This window comes from Deltaproteobacteria bacterium (assembly GCA_026712905.1).
Classification (GTDB): domain Bacteria; phylum Desulfobacterota; class Binatia; order UBA9968; family JAJDTQ01; genus JAJDTQ01.
The window spans coordinates 15,103-33,008 of sequence record JAPOPM010000161.1; the positions used below are offsets into that span (position 1 = coordinate 15,103).

A 17,906-nucleotide genomic window follows, 5' to 3' on the forward strand; every position below is an offset into this window, starting at 1 on the left:
TTCACTCGTTTCTCTGGTAGAAGTCACGGATGCGCGCCCTCATCACCGCGCCGGCCTGGCCCGCTTCGGGAAGCTCGATCGAGGGCTCGTGCGACCCGTCCATGAGGTTCTCCGTGAACTCGGAGAGGTCCACGGCCTCGAAGTCGATGCTCTCCATCTCTTCGACCGTAAAGCCGCGGCAGCTTCCCCAGCCGATCCCGAGCTGGCTCCGCACCCCTTCCTGCAGGATGCGCCCGAGCTTCGAGCCGAACACGCACCAGGAGCGTTCCCGGCGGACACAGACCCCCAGGATCCGCCTCGCGCATCGCTTCCCCAGATAGTGCGTGTTCCCATCATGGCGCTCCTCGGCAAGAAGGCGCTCCTCTTCGGTACAGTGAGCAAGCCCGACGAGCACCCCTGAGTCCTTGCAGCAATCGGCGAGGCCTCCCCAACGGATCAGGCAGGAACGGCGCGTGCCTCGGAAGAACTCGAGATTCTCGCGGTCGAACTCCTCGCCGCCCAGCTCAAGCACCATGTTGACCCGGGCCACCGATTCGACGAAACCGGTGTTGGACCGGGCCCCAGTGGTTTCGCAATCGGCGCCCACGCACCACGAGACCCCGCCGCATTGGCCGCCGGCCCCGGCGTCCTCCACGCCGGCGCCGCATCCCGTCGCAGATCCGGAAGCGAGCCCGTCCGCCTTCCAGCTCGGAGATTGCGCGTCGCCTTCGATCCCCTCCCCGCGCTGCACGATCGGATCCCCGGCCCCGACGGGCTCCTCCGGACGCTCGGCGGAAGCCTCGATCAACGCACGGCCGGCCCGGCCTCCGGGATCGGCGGGATCGGCCAATGCCCGGTGCGCGGCGGTTTCCAGCTCGCTTGCGCTCATACCCCGCTCGGGCAGGCTCGTTCCGATGTAGCCCGGCACGTGGGCGGTGGAATCCGCGTCCTTTGCGATAGCGCTCGCTGCCGCCTTGCCTGCCTGGCCGATGGCCCGGGCCGCGGCTTTCGGGTCTTCGGCCGAAACGCGGCGGGGAGCGAAACACGCCAGGACCAACAGGATCAAGATGACCGCCTTCATTCCGCGGCGCTGGTTCATGGCGCGTCTCCTCTCAGGTCCGCCAGATGGCGGCGTGCGGCCACCCGGCCCGGCCCGCCCTCGGAGGCGATGGCTTCGAGCGCCGCTTCCAGGCCGATGTTCCCTGCTACCCGGTCGTGGGGCGGAGCTGGATCCGCCGAGCAGCCGCGGCTTTCGCAGGGCGGAACCCCGTCCGGGACCACCGCCACGGCCGGGACCGCCTTGATGTCGAAGAGCCGGAACAGGCGCGGATCGATCGCTGCTCCCGACCCGCGGTCCAGAAACGGCCCGATGCGCTTCACCGTCGCCTGAAACCCGTCCGGACCGAGCCCGCGCAGCACCAGGGGCGCTCCGATCCGCGCCGCCTCGCGACTCCATTGCCGCCAGCTCTCGGCGGGCGCCGACAGGCTCATGAAAACGATCACCTCCGGGCCGTGGGGCCGCGTGGTAAGACCGCCGGCAACCCGGCGGGCATGGTCCTCGGCCGGGAGCGGGGCGGGGGCGCTGAAGGCCCTTCTGCCCGCGCGTTCGAGCGCGTCTTCGATCACCGAACGCGACCAACCATCCAGGTCGCGACGATCATCTCTTTTCGCCTTTCGGAGGACTTCCTCGGCGACGTCGCGCGCCATGTCCCCAGGCGCCCCTTGCGCCTGGCCCGGGCCGCACCAGGCGGCCAGCATAGTCACGGAGGCCAACGCGGCGACGGTTCCGCGAATCGCGTTGCGGTTCATGGCAACCTCCTTAGAGCAGACAGCAATTCCGCTTCCGCCAGAGCAGATACCCAAAATTCTCGCCGGCCGCCGGCAGCTCGCGGAGCGCCTCCCAGAGCACCGAGGACCGGCCCGTGGGGTTGCAGCCCGTGAGAGGCGAAGTGGCCGGCACCGGCTGGGTCATCTGCCAGCGGTACTGGGACTTCTTCATGACCGGCATCGGGTAGCGGCCGCAGAGCGCCGCCGTCCCGGAGGTGCCCCAGGCCAGCAGCAGCCGGTGAAGACGGAACACCAGGCGCTCGGCGGCCAGGAGCGAGGCCTGGACCCCGCCCACGTGGGCGGCCACGTTCCCGGTCAGGGGATACATCCCTCCCTGGCAGCCGGCGCACCAGAACAGCGAATCGAGCGGCAGGCCGGCCGAGGCGGCGGCGCAATCGGCGGCACAGGCCGCCTGGGCCGGCAGGTCCGCGAACAGCGCGGCTTCAGGATCCAGCAGGAACGACAGCTCGTCGTCCTGCCAGGCGGGGTCGAGCTCGGACATCCAGGCGATGTCGAGTCCGCCGCCTTCGAGGCAGCCGAGATCGAGCAGCGCCCCAATCCAGGAAAGCAGCGGGTACACGTAGTAGTGGGCGTGCCATGTCGACCCCGAGGCGCCGTCGCCCCCCGAAGAGCCGGTGCGTCCGCGCCCCGCGGGCAGGCCGGGGTCCACGGTCATGCCGCCGAGGTTCGGGAAACACCAGGGCGCGCGGCTCACGTCGAGGAGCCGCGCCGGTTCCCACATGCCGAGCGAGAGACCGATCCGAGGGATCGGGTTGCCGCAGAAGCAGATCGGCGATCCAGGGTTGGGCGTGTCCGGGGCGCCCGCGGCGCTCCCCATGCGGATCGGCCCGATGGAGATCGGGAACAGGCACTCCCAGCACACGTCCGTGACGGGGTTCACGAAACGCCCGGTACAGGACTGGGCGGATGCGGTTCCGGCCGCTAGCACGCCGGCGAGAACCAGGGTGACGCCCATAGTCGTCCAGAACTTCATGGCCGGCCTCCAGCGGCCGTGGCGTTCGATTCGTCCTGGAGAGGCACTTCCGTGATCCGAAGCATCGACCCTTCGGCCGCGACCAGTGACGGGGTCGAGCGCAACCCGAAGCGTTTCGAGAGCCGGCCGCCCTGGTCGAAGAAGAACCGGCGGCCGTGAGCCCGCGCGAGGGCCAGGGGACGGCCCGCCAGGAGCACGATCCTCGCGGGCCTGTGGTGGCGAAGCGCCCAGGCGACCTCCACCGGCCGCGCGCCGTCGATGAACAGCAGATCCCGTGTCAGCGGATGCATGTCCAGCGGGTTGATCCGCGCGCCACGGGCCGCGATCAGGGTTCCATCGTGCGTCCGGATGTCCCGCTCCACGGTGACGGAAGGATCGAAGAGCCGGGTGCGACGAGAGACGGCGGGCACGATGCCGGCCACGCGTCCGGGCACCTCGATGCGTTCCCGCGCCCGCTCCAGGGCCTCGCGGCGCATGCGGGCCAGATCCCCGGAGGCATCCATCTCTCTCAGCCGCGTCTCGACCTCCCTGAGCAGGTCGGGCTCGGCGACCGGCCAGACCACGCCGCGCGCCCCGAGGTCCTTCGCCCGCCCGGGTTCCGCAACGAGCGTCAGCGCACAGCCGGTCACGGCCACCAGAAGCCCCCGCAGGAGCAGATGCCGCGTCACGGCCGCGCCTCCACGGGTTCCGCCAGGGGTCCGTCCAGCCCGAGCCAGGGAAGGGCGGGCAGCGCCAGGGCGCGGCCGCGGATGCGCTCCCGCGGCACCAGGCCGATCTCGGCGTAGCGGCTGTCATGGCTGTCCGCGTGATCGGCGTGGACATAGTAGTGACCGGGCGGGATTACCCCGGGCGCGGCCATCTCCAGCGCGCGCCCGTCGCGGGCGCGGGTCTTGGCAACGCCAAGGACCACGCCTTTCACCGAAACGCGGCGACCGCCGTCGACGCTCACCGGATCTCCCGGCAGCCCGCGCACGGTCTTCAAGTAGGGGATCGGAGAATCCGCCGCCTCGGGCGGGTCGAACAGGACCGCATCCCCCCGTTGGGGCGCGCCCGGGAGCGGGAGCACGAGATAGCCCCAGGCCCCGTCGGACCAACTCGCATTGACGTAGACGCGAGAGGCCGCGGCGAGCCACACCATGGCCAGCACGGATGCCCAAAGCAGTATCCTCTTGTTCCGTCGCGGCCCGCTTCTTGAGACGTTCGTGGTCGTTCTCACCGCTCTTCCTCCGGATGCGCACCAGAATGGTTCCCGGTCCGGATCGCCGCCCTGACCTCGGCGGTGAGATCCTTGGCGCCGGCGGCCACCGCCCTTGCGGGGAGGAGCACCGCGTGGTGTCGCGCCGCGATCCGCGCAAGGGCCTCCTCAAGGCGTGCCGCCCAGCGCCGTGCGGCCTCCATCGCCTCGTCCCCGTCTCCGTGCTCACGGGCCGCCTTGGTCATGTAGTCCGCGGTCAACTCGCCAAGCCGGACGCTCGCGATGCGCGGCGCCCTCTCCAGGGCCATGCGCGCCGAAAGCGCCGCGACCGCCGCGGCCACGCCGGCCGCGAGCAGCAACGCAGACCCAAGGGTTGCGACCCCGCTCACGATCGCACCCTTCGTCCGCTCCCCACCGCCTCAATCCCCATCGCGCAGCCCTCCAGCCTCGGGCTCCGTCCGGACGGATCCCTGCGCCCCCTCTGGCGGGAGGGTGTTCCCCGCCGCATCCGCCGGCCTCCGGAGAGAGCGGAAACGGTCCAGCCAGAGCCTGGCCGCACGGCCGGGTTCGACCGTCCGGATGCGGCGCTTGAGCGGCGGGAAAGCGACCGCGGGCGCCGCCCTGCCACGCGCTCCCGGAAGATCCCGGTCCTCCGCGGCCTCGGCCATGCGGGCCACGAAACGCAGCAGCTCCGCCTGTTCCGGGGAGGGCTCCGGGTCGAGCCCGGCCGACTCGCGCACGGCCTGTTCGACGGTCCCCCGGAGCCGCTGGAACCGCTCCGCTCCGCGTTGGGAGGAAGCGGACTCGGCGCCCAGCCAGGCAACGCCTGCATCGGCGAGCAGCGCGTAGAGGGCCGCCGCGCGGCTGTCTCCGGTTCCCGGCTGTCCCAGCGTCTCGATCGCCTCGCTCATCAGCACGGCATGGGCCGCCACCGAGTGGAACCGCCTCAACCGTCCGCCCCGGCGGCACGTGTTCGCCAGAACATGCGCCAAGGCCTCGAAGTCCACGGCCTCCGCCGTCAGCGACTCCGGATCCCCAGGCCAGTCGAGCGGCCGATCCTCGGACCCGACGTTCCCGGTCCCGACCGTGGCGCGTGGCCGCGCTCCTGTGCTCCCGTCTGAACTCATGTGCGTTCTCCTTTCGTTCGCGTCCCCGTACCCGTTCCAGCGCCAACCGACCCGCGGAACCCTTACCGCGCTCCGTCCGCAGGGCTGTCGGCCGTGGCCTCTGGCAGGCCGGCGTCGGCGATGCGGTCGATGGCCTGTTCGGTCGTGAGCCCTTCGTCCTTGAGGCGCTCGACCGCGGCGAACGCCGGTCCGCGCGAGGAGTAGAGCGCCGTCGACCAGCGGTCGAGCGCCAGCCGCGCCACCCGCCAGCCGTCCGGACCGTGCAGCACCAGTTCGGCGTGGCGCCCGTCCACGGTGGCGAGGCTCTTGAGCGCCCGCTCCATGCCCGGATCGCAGTGGATGCGTTTCTCCTGTTTCAATAGCTCCACGGACTCGTCCTTCTGGGCCAGGAAGATCACCCAGTCCGAGTTCTCCCAGGCCGCGCGGGCCGCGGGGTTGGCGTAGTAGTCGTTGACGCTCTGGGTGCCGGTGACGAGCGCGCCCCGGTACTTCCGCGCCCGCCTGGCCGCGCCTTCGAGGAACGCCCGGCTGTCGTCGCCCGAAAGAAGGTCCCAGGCCTCGTCTATTACGATCGCCTTGGGGCGCGTGCGGGGGCCGTGATACATGCGCTGTGTCGCGAGGAAGATCACCAGCATGAGCACCACCCCCTGCACGTCGCCCCGGCCCTTGAGCTCGGCGAGCTCGAACACGGTGAGGGCGGCGTCCAGGGCTGGAGTCTCGGTCCCCTCGAAGAGCCGCCCGAAGGCGCCCCCCGGCCGCCACGGACGCAGGGCCAGGGCCATGTCCGACGCGCGCCGGTCGCCGGCCTCCCCGAGCCGGCTCTGCACGGTCCCGAGGTCGGCGCCGTTCCCGGCCTCCTCCCAGGCGCCCGCGATGGCCTCGTCGATCAACGCCGCCTCGATGTCGTCGATGCGCCCGCGGCGCCGGCACATGCGCCCGATCACGGCCGCCAGCATCGCAAAACACTCCTCCCGGTAGTCGCTGTCCCGGGCCGCCGCTTCGGCGTCGATCATGGCGAAGGGGTTCAGCCTGGCCGGGTCCTTGCCGAAGGCGATGAAGGCCCCGCCCAGGGCTTCGGCCGTGTGCTGGAAGGAACGCCCGTCGTCGATCACCACGGCCTCGCCGCCTGCTCCCGCTATCCCCGAGACCAGCTCCTGCATCAGCACCGACTTGCCGGACCCGGACTTGCCCGTGACCGCCACGTTGTAGTTCCCGGCCTCGTTCGCGAAAGGGGACCAGCAGGCGGGCTGGCCCCTCCTTCCGATGAGCAGCAGCGCTGGCGGCGCATCGCGCACCGCCTCCTGGCCGCGCCATTCGCCGTGCACCGGCGCAAGGTTCACGGCCGACGAGGTGAGGAGCGTCTTCATCCGCCCCATCTTGGCGAGGTCGGCGTCCAGCCCGCCCGCAGGCACCATGGGCAGGCAGGCGAGCCAGCCCGGGAGATGGGCGTAACGCTCGGCGCCCAGGCGCCAGCCCTGGCCGTGGTAGATCGCCCGCACCGCCTGCTCGGCCTCGTCGATCCCGTCCAGGGGCGCGTAGACCGCCACCATGTAGCAGGCCTTCACCAGCCGCTCGCCGTCCTTGAGCCGCTCGGTGACGAAGCGCCAGTCCCGGGCCTTCTCCGGCAGGCCCGGCAGGTAGCGCGCGATCCCGGTGCCCGCCTGTTGCGTTGCCCGTGCGGATTTCAGAAAGGCGCGCTCCCCGTCTGCCGCCTCGCCCATCATCACAGTGAGCGCGGTCAGGACCGGGGCGCCAGGCTGGAGAAAATCCCGGTGAAAGTCGCCGATCAAAGCGTTGCCGCGCCAGCCCGGCCAGACCTCGGGCAAGGCCCGCGCCGAGAGGATGCGGACCGCCACGTCCGTCCCGTCCGGATGATGGAACACGAGACCCGTCGGGGCGACGGAAAGGGCGCGCCCGGGAGCGGCGCATTGCAGGTGGATCGGATCCCGCGGCGACCAGCGCCGCCGGGGCCGGTCGAGCTCCCCGTCATGCGCTCCCTCCGGATCGGGCGCCGCAAGTTCCGCCACGAGCGACAGGAGCGTATCCGGATCGACCCGCCTCGTCTCGGCGCCGGCCGAGGCGAGGGTCCCTTCGAGAGCCCGCCGGAAACTCCCAAGCGCCGTCTCGGCCGCCGGCCCCGGCTGGCCCGGGAGACACGCCGCCAGGAACACCCGGCAGTCCTTGAGTGTGAACGGCGGTCCGCCCGCATGGAGCGGGCGCCAGCCGGCATGGGTGAGGAGCGCCCGGCGCCGCGCCGCCATTCCCGCCTGCACTCCGCCCGTGCCCAAACGCGGTTCGGCCCAGCTCCGGATCGCCGCTCCGTAGCGCGGGCTCGTCCAGTGAATGACCTGGACCACCGCACGCTCGGGCGCGGCGTCGGCCAGGGTACCCGCCAGGGCCTCCAGCGTTCCGTCGTCGATCCCCGCGAAGGGCGGAAGCTCCAGCAGAAAGCCCAAGCTCCCGGCGTTTATGTAGAACTCCCCGCCTTCGTCCCAGGCCCTCCAGGGCAGGAGGTCCACGAGGGGCGAGGGAAGGACCGGAAGCGTCCAGGGCTGAAGCGCGTCCGGTCCCCTGAGGAGATCCTTGAGCCGCTCGATCACCGGAGCCTCCAGCGTGCCGGCTCCAGCACCGTCCGCACCCAATGGGCCTCCCGGTAGACCCCGCCCGAGTCCACGAAGGGGGCGATCCAGATCCGCGCGATTTTCTCCTTCGTCCGAAGGCCGTCACTGGACGGGTCCGAAGTTCCTTCGTCCGGCGGAGCGGCTTCAAGTTCCCCGATGGCGGCGCCGTCGCCGAGCTCCTCCGGAATCCCTAACCACTCCGCAAGCCAGGCAAGGGGATCGCAGGGTTCGCCGCAGGAAGTGCGGCCTTCGCCCACGTCGCGAGCCTTGGCCCAGAGGAGCGGGCCGAGAGTCGGAAGCCCTTGAGCCTTCCCGGAAGAGGCGGCCGCCGGATCGGCGTCCGCCACACTCGTGCAGGCGGCTCCCTGCGCAAGGGGACATTGCCAGGCGTCGCCCACGTGGGTCGCCGAGCAGCCGCCGACAACCAGCATCGCCACGAGTAGTGTGGGGATCAACTGCAGGTAGTCCGCGATTCGTGGACGGCTGGTCCTTTGCGTTCTCATTTGCTTGCCCTCCGGCCGTTGCTTCCGCTGCGGCCCTCCCCGCGCCCGTCGATCCGGGCGCCTTCGATGAAGACCACCGTGACCTGCGTGCCGGTCTGCAACTGGATCACCGGCTGGTACTGCTCGGCCCGGCGGATCAGGTAGTCGGCGACCCTGCGGCCAGCCGACCCCGCGCCGCCGCCAAGACCGGCCCGGCCGAGATCGGCCAGGCTCGCGCCCCCGCCTTCGCCGGTTCCACCGGCGGGGGTTTGCAGCGCGTTGGCGGCGGTCTCGCCCGCGCCCGAGATGAGCCCCGCGAGGAACGCCTTCTCCACCAGCGCTCCCTCGCGGCTAACCACCGGACCCCTCACCCCGACCTTGCCGCTGCCGGCCACGAAGCCCGCAACCTGCGTCTCGATCACGGTCTCCCGTCCTGGGCCCGCGCAGGTCAGGGTCCGAAGCCGCACGTAGACCTTCTCCGAGGACAGGTCTCCGTAGGCCGCGCCGGTCAGGGTGCAGCCCGCCACGTCCGCTTCGAGCGCCTCGCCGCCCTCGGCCGCGCTCCGGGCCGGGCCGGTCAGCCGAAGCAGCACCGGCCGCGGATCGCCCTGGGACGTAACCCCCACCGAGGCGTCAACGCCGGCCAGCACCACCGCGTCCGCATAAGACCCCGCCGGGAGCCAGAGCTTGAGCGAGCGGGGTCCCCTGGCCGCAGCGCCGTCGCCCGGCGGCGGAGCCGCATCGTTTTCGAACTCCTGGATCATCGGCGCTGCGGCGCCGTCTGCTGGCCCGGGAACCTTCCCACGGGAGACCGGTCGGCCGGCACCTCGGCCCGCGCCGTCCGCGCCCGCCGGAACCGCCGTGGCCGGCCGGTCTTCGAGCCTCCGCCGCATCTCCTCGATCGCCGCCGCCTGTTGATCGATCACCACCCGGCCGTCCTCGGCGTTCCGCGCGAGACGCTCCCGTAAATCCGCGTTCTCCTGCTCCGATCGGCGGCGTCGCGTCTCCATCTCCCGGAGCCGCGTCTCCAGCTCGCCGATCCGCGCCTCGGACCGGCGCACCCAGCTCGCCTCCGCCGTCTCCGACCCCACAAGCTCCGCCTCGATCCCGCTCGGGGGCGGCGACCCGCCGCCTCCACCCGCCGAGATCCACACCGCGAACACCACCAGGGCCGCCGCGGCAATGCCCGAGAAGAGCAGCACCTGGCGCTGGCGGACGCGCCGGGTCTCCGGATCCATCGGGGTCTTTTCCGAAGCGCTCATTGCACTGCCCCCGGTGAAACCACCCGCAACGCGTCATCCACCGCCACCGCGAGCCGTCCTCCCGAAGGACCGCTCCCCGGCGCCGCCACCCAGATCGCCACCGTGCCCGGCGAAAGACGGCCGGCCAGGGCCGGAGCGTCGCCTCCCGGCCCAGCCCCGGCCTCCAGCACCCGCACGGTGAAACGGGTTCCACGCCAGATCTCGATGATGGCGAGGGTGTCCCCATCCGGCTCTTCGGCCGGCGTCTCGATCGTGTAGCCCGGCAAGGCCTCGCGCCGCGCGACCGCCCGGATAAGCGCCACCAGCACGCCCACGTGCGGATCGCCCGGCTTGGGCGAGTCCGGTTCGGACACCGCGGCCGCGTTGCGAATCAGGATCTGAGCCGAACCGCGCTCGGCCACCGTCAACGCAAGCCGGTAGGTGAAGCCCCCGGCCGTCCCGATGAAGAGCGTCAAAGGCTCGCGAACGATATCCCCGCCGATGTGAACCTCCGGGCGGTCCGTGGGACGCAGGTACACGTCCCCCCGCGCGGCGTCGTGCTCGACGGCGAACCCGTCCGGCCCGCGGATCACCCGCGCGACCCGGTCGCCCACGAGCGCGATGCGGCTCACCGCCCGGTCCGAGATCTCCGCTTCAAGCTCCGCATGGTCCACCGCGTCCAGAATCTGCATGCCCTCTGCGGGCGCCGGCGCATGGACAAAGAGGACCGCCAAGAGCAGGGCCGGGATCAGCACGCGGGAGGACAGCCCCCCGCCCCGGATCTGCACGCGGCCTCTTGCACGCTTCCTTCTCGCCGTTCGTTTCATTCTCCGTCCCTCAGTTCCTCGAAACGCAGCAGGCCGATCCGGCCGCCATCCACGCGGAAGGCCAGCCGGTAGCGCTTGCGCTCGCGCGACACCGGCTCGCGCCCGATCCAGGTCGCGAGATCCCCCGCCACCACGGCCGTCAGCCCCTCCGCGTCCGCTTCGATCCGCTCGGGATAGAACGCGGTCGCCAGGTCGCGCCGCTCCATGCGGCCGGCCTCCGCCGCCACCCAGGCGCCGATGGCGCCCCGAGCCGAGGCGTGGCTCAGCCGCGCCGCCGCCTCGCGCACGTGCTCGGCGTTCTCGGGAGTAAGCGTAAGCAGCGTCACCGCCACCGTCCGCCCCATGTCCTCCAGGTAGCGGAGCCCGGCCCGGCTCCGGCCCACCTCCCAGGAAGGTCCCGTGACCGCCGGGATCAGCACCGCCATGCGCTCCACCGAGGCCAGTCCGATGCTGAGACCCAGGTTCGCCAAGAGCGACAGGCCCAGGAGCCCGGCCAGCGCCGCGCGCCCGTCGCGCACCCGCCTCCGCTCCGCTTCCATCAGGTCCCGTCTCACCCGTGCCTCCTCATCCGATGAAGCGCCGCAAGTGGCTCCGGGGCGCCCCCCTGAATCCCAGCGCGAAGTCCGGCAGGAACCAGTAGAGCGCCGAGATCGCCACGTCCGCGCCGCCGCCCCGCTTGGCCCGGCGGAGCAACGCCCACCCCCCGAGCCCGGCCAAGAGGCCGGTCACGAAGGCGTTGGCGGCGAGCCCCAGGACCGCCGGTCCCAAAAGAACCGCCGCCTCGTCGAGCGTCCAGAAGAGCCAGCGCTCCGGATCGTCCAGACGCGAGGGGATCGCGTGCTTGACAGAATCGCTCATCCCCGACCCTCATATGATCGCCGTGCCGACAAGACCCGTCACGACGCCCGTGCCGGCCCCGGCCGCGATGCCCACGCCGACCGCACCCGCAATCTGCCCGGCGTTGAAACGCAGCACCGAGCCCACCAGAGCGGCCCCTACCGCGAGAGCGGCCGCGAGCTGCCCGCCGGTTCCCCCGACGATGTCGGTCACCGTGCCGAGCGGACCCGCAAACGTCGTGTCCGTCGTGGCCCAGGCCGCGTCCATGCCACACAGCGCCCATACGAGCGCCGCCAGCATCCGTATCGTCAGAACATGCATTCTCATTGCGCCGCCCTCCGCAAAGCCGTTCCGTCGTCCGACGTCGATACCCGCCGCCGCGCCGAGGCCCATGTCTCCAGGTCGGCGACCTGATAGCGCACCCGGCCCCCGAACCGGTGGAACACCGGCCCGTCGCCGCTCACGCGGTAGCGGTCCAGCGTCCTGGGCGAGAGATTCAGCCATGCAGCCGCCTCCCGGGTGTTGAGATAGTTCCTGCCGTTCTCTTTCATCTGCTTGCCTCCTTTCTGTTCCGAGTTGGCTCCGGACCCGATAGGCGGGAGCGGAGCATCCAATGAACCCCCCGTCACGGTCCCGGCAAAAGGGTCCTCGTCCATGAACCGGGCGCGGATGGCCCGTGTCTCTTCCACAGTCGCATTGGTCGCCATCCAGGCGCGCACCCGGTCGACCGTCCTGAGCCGCGGCGACGCGCCCCGGCGGAGCCTCCCCACGAGGGACGGATTGCCGGCGGCCTCTTCGCCCAGCACCGAGAGCTTGGTGCCGGTCACGGTCAGGAACGCTTCGACCTCCCACCGGAAGACCGGACCCAGCGGTGGACACCCCATGAAGACCAGGACACGGTCCGCCGTCGCCAGCCGCACCGAGCGCCCCCGCTCCTGCGAGAACACGAAATCCGGGTCGCCCAGTACCTCCATACCGAACCGCCGCGCACTCATGCCGTGGCGTTCCCGCCAAGCTGCAACGGCCCGGCGCAGGCGATCATCCAGGGGCATGTCGGAGTGGGGTTCAAGCGGTGCCATGTGCGCGAACATAGGTAACCGATCGGTACTTTACAATAGTAACTCATAGTGTATATCCTACAGAAAACTTACATTTGTACTGTTATTTGCGATCAGCTACGTCACAATATGAAAAGAAAAATAGACGGGTAAACAGAAACGATGGAAGGGACTGGAATGATTCCGAATCGGAAAACCGACAAGAAAGACGCGATCAGACGAGACCCGGTGAGGCTCAGGCTGAAGGATCTGCTCCGGCAAAACGACGTCTCCCTCACCGCCGCATCGCGGGCCATCGGCCGCAACCAGACCTATCTGCAGCAGTATGTCGACCGTGGCACGCCCGCCGTGCTCGGCTATCGGGACAGTAAGACCCTGGCCGAGATGCTTGGATGCGATCCCTTGGAACTTCGCCACGAGACCGTGCCCAAGCGCAGGCCCATGCCGCCGAGACGCCCCCGGCCGCCGGCCGGGCTTCCCGGAGAGCCGGTTGCGGCCATCCCGGAGATCACGGTGGAGGTTTCGGCCGGGGCCGGGGCGCGCGCCGAAGAGTTCGTCTCCGAGACGGCCCGCTGGCACTGGCCGGAGAACATGATCCGCTACGAAGGCGGCGCCGCGCCCGAGAATCTCCGCATCCTCAGGGTTAGGGGCAACTCGATGGAGCCGAAGTTGCACGAGGGGGACCGGATCGTGGTCGACATCTCGCGCCGGCTTCCGGCCACGGGCGAGCTATTCGTGCTCTGGGAGGGCAACGGGCTCGTGGTGAAGCACATCGAAGCCGTGCATGGTGGCGAACTGGACGAGGCCGACCCGCCCCATCTCAGGCTGATTTCTGCCAACGCGGACTACTGCTGCCGTGCCCAGGATGTCCACATCCTCGGCACGGTGTTGTGGTTGGTAACGCGCGCGTGACGGGAGACGACTTCTCATGGACCCCGGTGCGGCTGCGCCCTGTACACCCATCATCAGTTTGCCAGGGTGTGTCTCCGACGGCAGAGCATCATCCGGGATTTTGCTTCCCGCTGGTGACCACACTCATCCTCTCAAAGAATAGAGTCTCCGGTAATCCCGGGGCGGTTCACGGGCGAGTGGCCCCGGAAAATCGAACAGTTTGCCAAGGCGTATTCCGCCGACTGAACGAGGCTACGATAGGCGCACGACGGCGATTCAGCGGGGACTTCAAGGCCGAGGCACACTGGAGATGCTAAGGGTCAGGTGGACGCGTGGACGCAAGTGGCGGTCGAGGGGGTCGAGGAAATCTTATCGAGGGAGCGCTCCGCTCGGGAATCTACCGGAAATCCCGTTTCGAGGGCGAAAGAAGACTCGACAGTCACGCGCTGACCGACGCCTGTGTTGTATTCAACCCGCTTGCGATACGCTTACGGCAATAGTGATGGCTGGAAGAAACCTACAAGATTTCAAAGACTTATTCGTGTCTCGACCATTTGTGTCCAAAACGAGCATTCGCGATTCCTTCCACGGCTGCGCCGCGTGCAAGCATGCGCAACGCCGCGCGGAGATGCGATGCCCGAAGCCCGATTCGTCCCCGCGTCGCCGTAAGCACAGCAACTTGTACGACAGGGCTACCCACGGCTGCGCTCGGACTGAACCGGGACCGCTTCCCATCCGCTTACGGCTGCGAGCGTTGCGCGCGCATGGTCTTGTGATTTCGTAGCAGACGGAGCCGGGCCTCCTCCAAGCGGTCAGGCTGGCGGGTAGTGGCTCAGTTTGAAATGTCGAAGTCTTGACAATCGGGAAGGCTCCGCGCTCCCTGCTATGCAGACAGGGTAAGGGGACCACACCATGAAACACCGGCCAGCCGATGTCGATCAGCTCGGCAAGTTGATCGCGGACATAGCCGTTGGGGATGTCGAAGACAATGAGCCCAAGTCCGACCGCGCACGCGGGGGACATGCCCGCGCCGCGACCATGACACCGGAGCAACGCAAGGAGATTGCGACCAAGGCCGCCAGCGCCCGCTGGAAGCGCAAGGTTGCTGCTGATACTGCGCAGTAAACTAATCTTGCCGACGGTTTCTTGGGATAGGGTCCGTCTGTTGTTGGAAGACATCCTCTGCCGGATCTGCGCCGTACAGATCTGACTCGGATAGGGCTGTCGTGATTAGAGCAAATAGAAGCTGGGCCGGCATGTCTTTCCCCGCACGCAATTGTACGGGTATTACACCAAAGTTGGCCATTTCTAGTGTTATATGACCCTTGAAACCGGGGTCAATTTTAGGAGCCGTCACGTGAACTGAGATTCCGACTCTTGCAAAGCTGCTCCGCCCCTCAACAAGTCCCATCAACGTGTTCGGAATGTGCACCCGTTCTAATGTTTGCGCAAGAACGAACTGTTTCGGCTTTAATAGAAAACTATCCGCTTCCTCAGTCTCCCAAAGGTCCTCTGAATCCCAGAGTGAGGGGTCCATTTGTATTGAAGGGAGGTAGCCGGGTGGCTTTTTTAAGGTGGTGAACCGCCTACCGAGGAGCATATCGATTGAAACTTGCCTGACCCTGTTCGGTGGGATTATCGGGTCGAAGGAAAGGGTTCCGCGTTCAAGTTGATCGAGAATGTCAGGGCGAGAGAGGATCAACCGGTTGCACCTTGGCACGCAATGCTTGTACTTGGCCAACGTCAAAAGCGTGCCCTTGAACAATGACGCTCACTTTATTGCCCTCGATTGCGGTAACGTAAGCAAGCACATGTGTATTCCCGGTCTCTACTGGTTCCTTTAGTGCACCAATATCAACAAATCCAAGCCACGGACCTGCTGGGTGTTCAATGCGAGCAAGTCGCTCATTTGAAAAAGGTCCGGGTTTTACTTCGCAGGGAATCCACACCTTGCCGCCAATTTGAGGAGCCATGTCGCCTCCATCTTTTCAAATGCCTACGGCGGATATCTCTTAGAGATACTGGGCAGCAGTAATTACTGCTGCCCAGTTAACAGACCGAGACCGGGCCTGTCAACACTCTAGCGGGAAACCTATTTCACCACAGACTGAGATGGTCCTGATTTGTAGGACAGTTGGGCGGCAGAAACAAGGTAGAGTCGAGGACTGGGCAGCAGCGCTAGGGTCCCGTGGCCGTCACTTGCGCTCCGGGTCTCGTGCTCAGGGCCCGTCACGCGCGGGCGTCGTCTTTCTGGACGTATCCCTTCAGGATATCGGCCGCGATGCTGTCAGAGATGCGGATGGCGGACTCGCGCACCGAGTCCCGGGCTAGGTGCGCATACCGCGCGGTGGTTTCCACCCGGGCGTGACCGAGCAGCCTTCCGATCATCGGCAATCCTTCGCCCAAAGCGAGCGCTCTGGAGGCGAACGAATGCCGGCAGTCGTGGAGCCGCATCTCTTCAATCCCGGCGCGCTTGCGGATGAGGTTCCAGGGATCGTTCAGGTTTCGCAGGTGCCTGCCCTGGATCTTGCCCGGAATGACATACGGGTTGCCGTCCATCCGGGGGATGTTGCGCAGCACCTCGACGGCTTCCGGCGACAGCGGCACGGTTCGCGCGCCGGTCTTGGAATCGACAAGGTTCAACTCGCGTGCTTCGAGGTCCACGTCGCTCCAGCGCATGGTTAGGATCTCGTTGCGCCGGCAGCCCGTCAGCAGGAGCAGACGGATTGCTGCGACCGCATGCACCGACACCCCCTTGCGGGTTTCGGCTTCGGCGAGCAGCCGGCCGAGCCGGCGGAACTCTTCCTCGCTCAGGAACCGCTCGCGCCTGCGTTCGCGGTTCTTCACCACCAGCCGGCACGGGTTGCTCGCCTCGGGAACCAGGCCCCGGTTCTCGGCCGCGTTCCAGATGCGCGAGAGCGTGCCGACTACCTCATTCGCCATCACCGGGGTCGCGCGCAGCGAATGATGCAGTTCCGTCACGCGTGCATGATCGACCGCCAGCGCCGGGGTCTTGCCGAGCGCGGGCAGGAGATGCCTGTTGACGATCAGGCGGTACATCGCCGCGGTCTTCGGCTTGCATCGCACCGCCACGTGCTCGTCGAGATACACCTTGGCGAGATTGCCCACTGTCGGACTGTCGACGAGCGTCACCGGCGGCGGCTCCGGCGCCGGATCCTCGCCCGCCTTGATGCGCGCGATGATGAGCGCCGCACGGCGCCTCGCTTCCTCCGCCGTGAGGATCCCGTGACGGCCCACCGTCACCCGCTTCGCCGCCTTCCCGCCCGCGCGGGTCTGCACAACGTAGTATTTGCTCCCCGAAGGGTACACCCGAACGCCGAAGCCTGGGAGCTCCGAATCCCAGAAGACGGAGTCCTTCCCGACCTTGAGGGCCTCGACGGTACGTTTCGAGATCGTCGTCGTGGTGAGTTTCGCCATGTCGATTCCCCTTGCGTCTCAGCCCGCACCCACGCGTGGCGGCAGGAGGTCGGCGCCGATGCTGCCTCCGACCTTCGCGGCCGACGCCTTCTCGCTATCCCGCGCCAGATGCGCATAGCGCGCCGTCGTCGTCACCTTGCGATGGCCAAGCAGCCTGCCGATCATCGGAAGCCCTTCGCCCAGTGCCAGCGCCCGCGACGCGTACGAATGCCGGCAGTCGTGAATCCGCACGCCAAGCAGCCCCGCCCGCTCGCGTAGCCGCAGCCAGACCGCGTCGAGGTTCTTGAGATGGTCCCCGGCCTTCTGCCCGGTAATCACCCACGGGTTGCTTTCGATGCGCGGGATGCGTTCGAGCACCGCTTCCACCGCCGGGGTCAGCGGCACCCGGCGATGCCCCGTCTTGCCGTCGCGGATGTGCAGCTCTCCGGCCGTCCAGTCCACGTCGTCCCACCGGAGCGTCACGATCTCGTTCCTGCGGCAGCCGGTCAGCAACAGCAAACGGATCGCCGCGATGGCGGACGGAAACACCGAGCCGTCGGCCTCCGCCTCGTCGAGCACGCCGCCGAGCCTGCGGTACTCCACGGGCGTGAGGAACCGCTCGCGGCGGTTCTCCCTGTAGCGCCGCACCGACCGGCACGGATTGCGCCGCGGCGGCGTCATGCCCCAGGCCTCGGCAAGGCGGAACATCCTGGCAAGCACCTTCACGGCCTGGTTCGCCTGATAGGGCTTGTCGCGCAACTTGTGGTGCAGCGCCAGGACCTGTGGGCGGTCCACCTCCGAGAGCCGCAGCTTCCCCAACTCCGGCACGACATACATCCGGACTAACCGCTCAAAGGCTTCCACCGTCCCCGGGCGGCAGTTCACCCGGACATGGGCCTCCATGTAGCGCTCGGCGAGTTCGGCAACGGTGGGCTCGGGAGCGGTCTGTGCCGGTTCCGGATCGACGCCGCGCTTGATGCGGTCAATCACGGTCGCCGCCTTGCGCCGAGCCTCGTCCGGCGCCATTTCTCCGTAGCGGCCGAGGGCGAAGCGCTTCGGCCCGCCCGCAGGACCGCGTGTCTGGACGCACCAGACCTTGCGCCCGGAGGCGTAGACGCGTATGCCGAAGCCAGGCATGTTGCGGTCCCAGACCACGGTATCTCTGGATTCGACCGACAGTGCGTCAACGGCGCGTTTGGTCAGCTTGATGGGCTCTTGTCCGCGCATGGGCGGCGCTCATCCGGTCTCGAATCCGGCTCATGAGTTCATCGTTCAGCCGTAAGTGTTCGTTCATCGAGTGATGGCATAGATGCTGGGGTTGCCGTCATCTCCCACCACCACATGTAGTTATTGGGGACTGGTAACGCCACTCGACATGCGCTAGTATGGGTGCATGGCGAGTCGCGGCGA

The 17,906-nt window shown here is 68.4% G+C and carries 20 protein-coding genes; 2 read left to right on the plus strand and 18 right to left on the minus strand.

What is annotated here, in order from left to right; translation table 11 throughout:
• Window position 1 precedes the first annotated feature (1 nt).
• The 15 genes from traN to OXF11_13080 form a co-directional block, all read right to left on the minus strand.
• Window positions 2-1,078, minus strand: coding sequence for a conjugal transfer protein TraN (gene traN / locus OXF11_13010; protein ID MCY4488014.1), 1,077 nt, complete (start codon window positions 1,076-1,078; stop codon window positions 2-4).
• A complete protein-coding gene (trbC, locus tag OXF11_13015) occupies window positions 1,075-1,788 on the minus strand; it encodes a type-F conjugative transfer system pilin assembly protein TrbC (GenBank protein ID MCY4488015.1) in 714 nt (237 codons plus the stop codon). Before trbC ends, traN begins: the two co-directional genes overlap by 4 nt.
• Window positions 1,789-1,798: 10 nt before the next feature.
• Entirely contained in the window at window positions 1,799-2,800 is a 1,002-nt protein-coding gene (locus OXF11_13020; GenBank protein ID MCY4488016.1) for a TraU family protein, read from the minus strand.
• Complete coding sequence (locus tag OXF11_13025; GenBank protein ID MCY4488017.1) at window positions 2,797-3,468, minus strand: type-F conjugative transfer system protein TraW; 672 nt, start codon at window positions 3,466-3,468, stop codon at window positions 2,797-2,799. The genes OXF11_13020 and OXF11_13025 overlap by 4 nt, the downstream gene beginning before the upstream one ends.
• Complete coding sequence (gene lepB, locus OXF11_13030) at window positions 3,465-4,016, minus strand: signal peptidase I (GenBank protein ID MCY4488018.1); 552 nt, start codon at window positions 4,014-4,016, stop codon at window positions 3,465-3,467. Before lepB ends, OXF11_13025 begins: the two co-directional genes overlap by 4 nt.
• On the minus strand, window positions 4,013-4,384 hold the full coding sequence (locus tag OXF11_13035) for a TrbI F-type domain-containing protein (GenBank protein MCY4488019.1): 372 nt from the start codon (window positions 4,382-4,384) through the stop codon (window positions 4,013-4,015). Before OXF11_13035 ends, lepB begins: the two co-directional genes overlap by 4 nt.
• A 30-nt stretch (window positions 4,385-4,414) precedes the next feature.
• Window positions 4,415-5,122, minus strand: a complete 708-nt coding sequence (locus tag OXF11_13040) for a hypothetical protein (protein ID MCY4488020.1) — start codon at window positions 5,120-5,122, stop codon at window positions 4,415-4,417.
• A 62-nt stretch (window positions 5,123-5,184) separates the two neighbouring features.
• Window positions 5,185-7,764, minus strand: coding sequence for a type IV secretion system protein TraC (traC, locus tag OXF11_13045; protein ID MCY4488021.1), 2,580 nt, complete (start codon window positions 7,762-7,764; stop codon window positions 5,185-5,187).
• Window positions 7,719-8,246: a TraV family lipoprotein gene (locus tag OXF11_13050; GenBank protein MCY4488022.1), complete on the minus strand. Its 528-nt coding sequence runs from the start codon at window positions 8,244-8,246 to the stop codon at window positions 7,719-7,721. Before OXF11_13050 ends, traC begins: the two co-directional genes overlap by 46 nt.
• A complete protein-coding gene (locus OXF11_13055) occupies window positions 8,243-9,487 on the minus strand; it encodes a conjugal transfer protein TraB (GenBank protein MCY4488023.1) in 1,245 nt (414 codons plus the stop codon). Before OXF11_13055 ends, OXF11_13050 begins: the two co-directional genes overlap by 4 nt.
• Window positions 9,484-10,254, minus strand: a complete 771-nt coding sequence (locus tag OXF11_13060; GenBank protein MCY4488024.1) for a type-F conjugative transfer system secretin TraK — start codon at window positions 10,252-10,254, stop codon at window positions 9,484-9,486. Before OXF11_13060 ends, OXF11_13055 begins: the two co-directional genes overlap by 4 nt.
• A gap of 35 nt (window positions 10,255-10,289) precedes the next feature.
• On the minus strand, window positions 10,290-10,847 hold the full coding sequence (locus OXF11_13065; GenBank protein MCY4488025.1) for a TraE/TraK family type IV conjugative transfer system protein: 558 nt from the start codon (window positions 10,845-10,847) through the stop codon (window positions 10,290-10,292).
• Between the two features lie 10 nt (window positions 10,848-10,857).
• Window positions 10,858-11,151 carry a type IV conjugative transfer system protein TraL gene (gene traL, locus OXF11_13070; GenBank protein MCY4488026.1) on the minus strand — a complete coding sequence of 98 codons (294 nt, stop codon included), beginning with the start codon at window positions 11,149-11,151 and terminating at the stop codon, window positions 10,858-10,860.
• A gap of 9 nt (window positions 11,152-11,160) precedes the next feature.
• Window positions 11,161-11,457 carry a hypothetical protein gene (locus OXF11_13075; protein MCY4488027.1) on the minus strand — a complete coding sequence of 99 codons (297 nt, stop codon included), beginning with the start codon at window positions 11,455-11,457 and terminating at the stop codon, window positions 11,161-11,163.
• A complete protein-coding gene (locus tag OXF11_13080) occupies window positions 11,454-11,681 on the minus strand; it encodes a helix-turn-helix domain-containing protein (GenBank protein MCY4488028.1) in 228 nt (75 codons plus the stop codon). The genes OXF11_13075 and OXF11_13080 overlap by 4 nt, the downstream gene beginning before the upstream one ends.
• 735 nt (window positions 11,682-12,416) lie before the next feature.
• On the opposite strand from OXF11_13080, the gene OXF11_13085 reads away from it, so the two are divergent.
• Together OXF11_13085 and OXF11_13090 are read left to right on the plus strand one after the other, a co-directional pair.
• On the plus strand, window positions 12,417-13,100 hold the full coding sequence (locus tag OXF11_13085; protein ID MCY4488029.1) for a S24 family peptidase: 684 nt from the start codon (window positions 12,417-12,419) through the stop codon (window positions 13,098-13,100).
• Window positions 13,101-13,991: 891 nt separating this feature from the next.
• A complete protein-coding gene (locus tag OXF11_13090) occupies window positions 13,992-14,204 on the plus strand; it encodes a histone H1 (GenBank protein ID MCY4488030.1) in 213 nt (70 codons plus the stop codon).
• Between the two features lie 557 nt (window positions 14,205-14,761).
• On the opposite strand, the gene OXF11_13095 is transcribed toward OXF11_13090, so the two are convergent.
• The 3 genes from OXF11_13095 to OXF11_13105 form a co-directional block, all read right to left on the minus strand.
• Window positions 14,762-15,052: a hypothetical protein gene (locus OXF11_13095; GenBank protein MCY4488031.1), complete on the minus strand. Its 291-nt coding sequence runs from the start codon at window positions 15,050-15,052 to the stop codon at window positions 14,762-14,764.
• A 256-nt stretch (window positions 15,053-15,308) separates the two neighbouring features.
• A complete protein-coding gene (locus tag OXF11_13100; protein MCY4488032.1) occupies window positions 15,309-16,517 on the minus strand; it encodes a tyrosine-type recombinase/integrase in 1,209 nt (402 codons plus the stop codon).
• 18 nt (window positions 16,518-16,535) lie between these two features.
• Window positions 16,536-17,723, minus strand: coding sequence for a tyrosine-type recombinase/integrase (locus OXF11_13105; GenBank protein ID MCY4488033.1), 1,188 nt, complete (start codon window positions 17,721-17,723; stop codon window positions 16,536-16,538).
• Between the last annotated feature and the right edge of the window lie 183 nt (window positions 17,724-17,906).

Coding starts and splice junctions, on each gene's coding strand:
- OXF11_13080 (MCY4488028.1), bottom strand. CDS start 11,681: ATGAAAGAGAACGGCAGGAACTATCTCAACACCCGGGAGGCGGCTGCA.
- traN (MCY4488014.1), bottom strand. CDS start 1,078: ATGAACCAGCGCCGCGGAATGAAGGCGGTCATCTTGATCCTGTTGGTC.
- OXF11_13020 (MCY4488016.1), bottom strand. CDS start 2,800: ATGAAGTTCTGGACGACTATGGGCGTCACCCTGGTTCTCGCCGGCGTG.
- OXF11_13075 (MCY4488027.1), bottom strand. CDS start 11,457: ATGAGAATGCATGTTCTGACGATACGGATGCTGGCGGCGCTCGTATGG.
- OXF11_13050 (MCY4488022.1), bottom strand. CDS start 8,246: ATGAGAACGCAAAGGACCAGCCGTCCACGAATCGCGGACTACCTGCAG.
- OXF11_13105 (MCY4488033.1), bottom strand. CDS start 17,723: ATGCGCGGACAAGAGCCCATCAAGCTGACCAAACGCGCCGTTGACGCA.
- trbC (MCY4488015.1), bottom strand. CDS start 1,788: ATGAACCGCAACGCGATTCGCGGAACCGTCGCCGCGTTGGCCTCCGTG.
- OXF11_13055 (MCY4488023.1), bottom strand. CDS start 9,487: ATGAGCGCTTCGGAAAAGACCCCGATGGATCCGGAGACCCGGCGCGTC.
- traL (MCY4488026.1), bottom strand. CDS start 11,151: ATGAGCGATTCTGTCAAGCACGCGATCCCCTCGCGTCTGGACGATCCG.
- OXF11_13040 (MCY4488020.1), bottom strand. CDS start 5,122: ATGAGTTCAGACGGGAGCACAGGAGCGCGGCCACGCGCCACGGTCGGG.
- OXF11_13100 (MCY4488032.1), bottom strand. CDS start 16,517: ATGGCGAAACTCACCACGACGACGATCTCGAAACGTACCGTCGAGGCC.
- OXF11_13095 (MCY4488031.1), bottom strand. CDS start 15,052: ATGGCTCCTCAAATTGGCGGCAAGGTGTGGATTCCCTGCGAAGTAAAA.
- OXF11_13090 (MCY4488030.1), top strand. CDS start 13,992: ATGAAACACCGGCCAGCCGATGTCGATCAGCTCGGCAAGTTGATCGCG.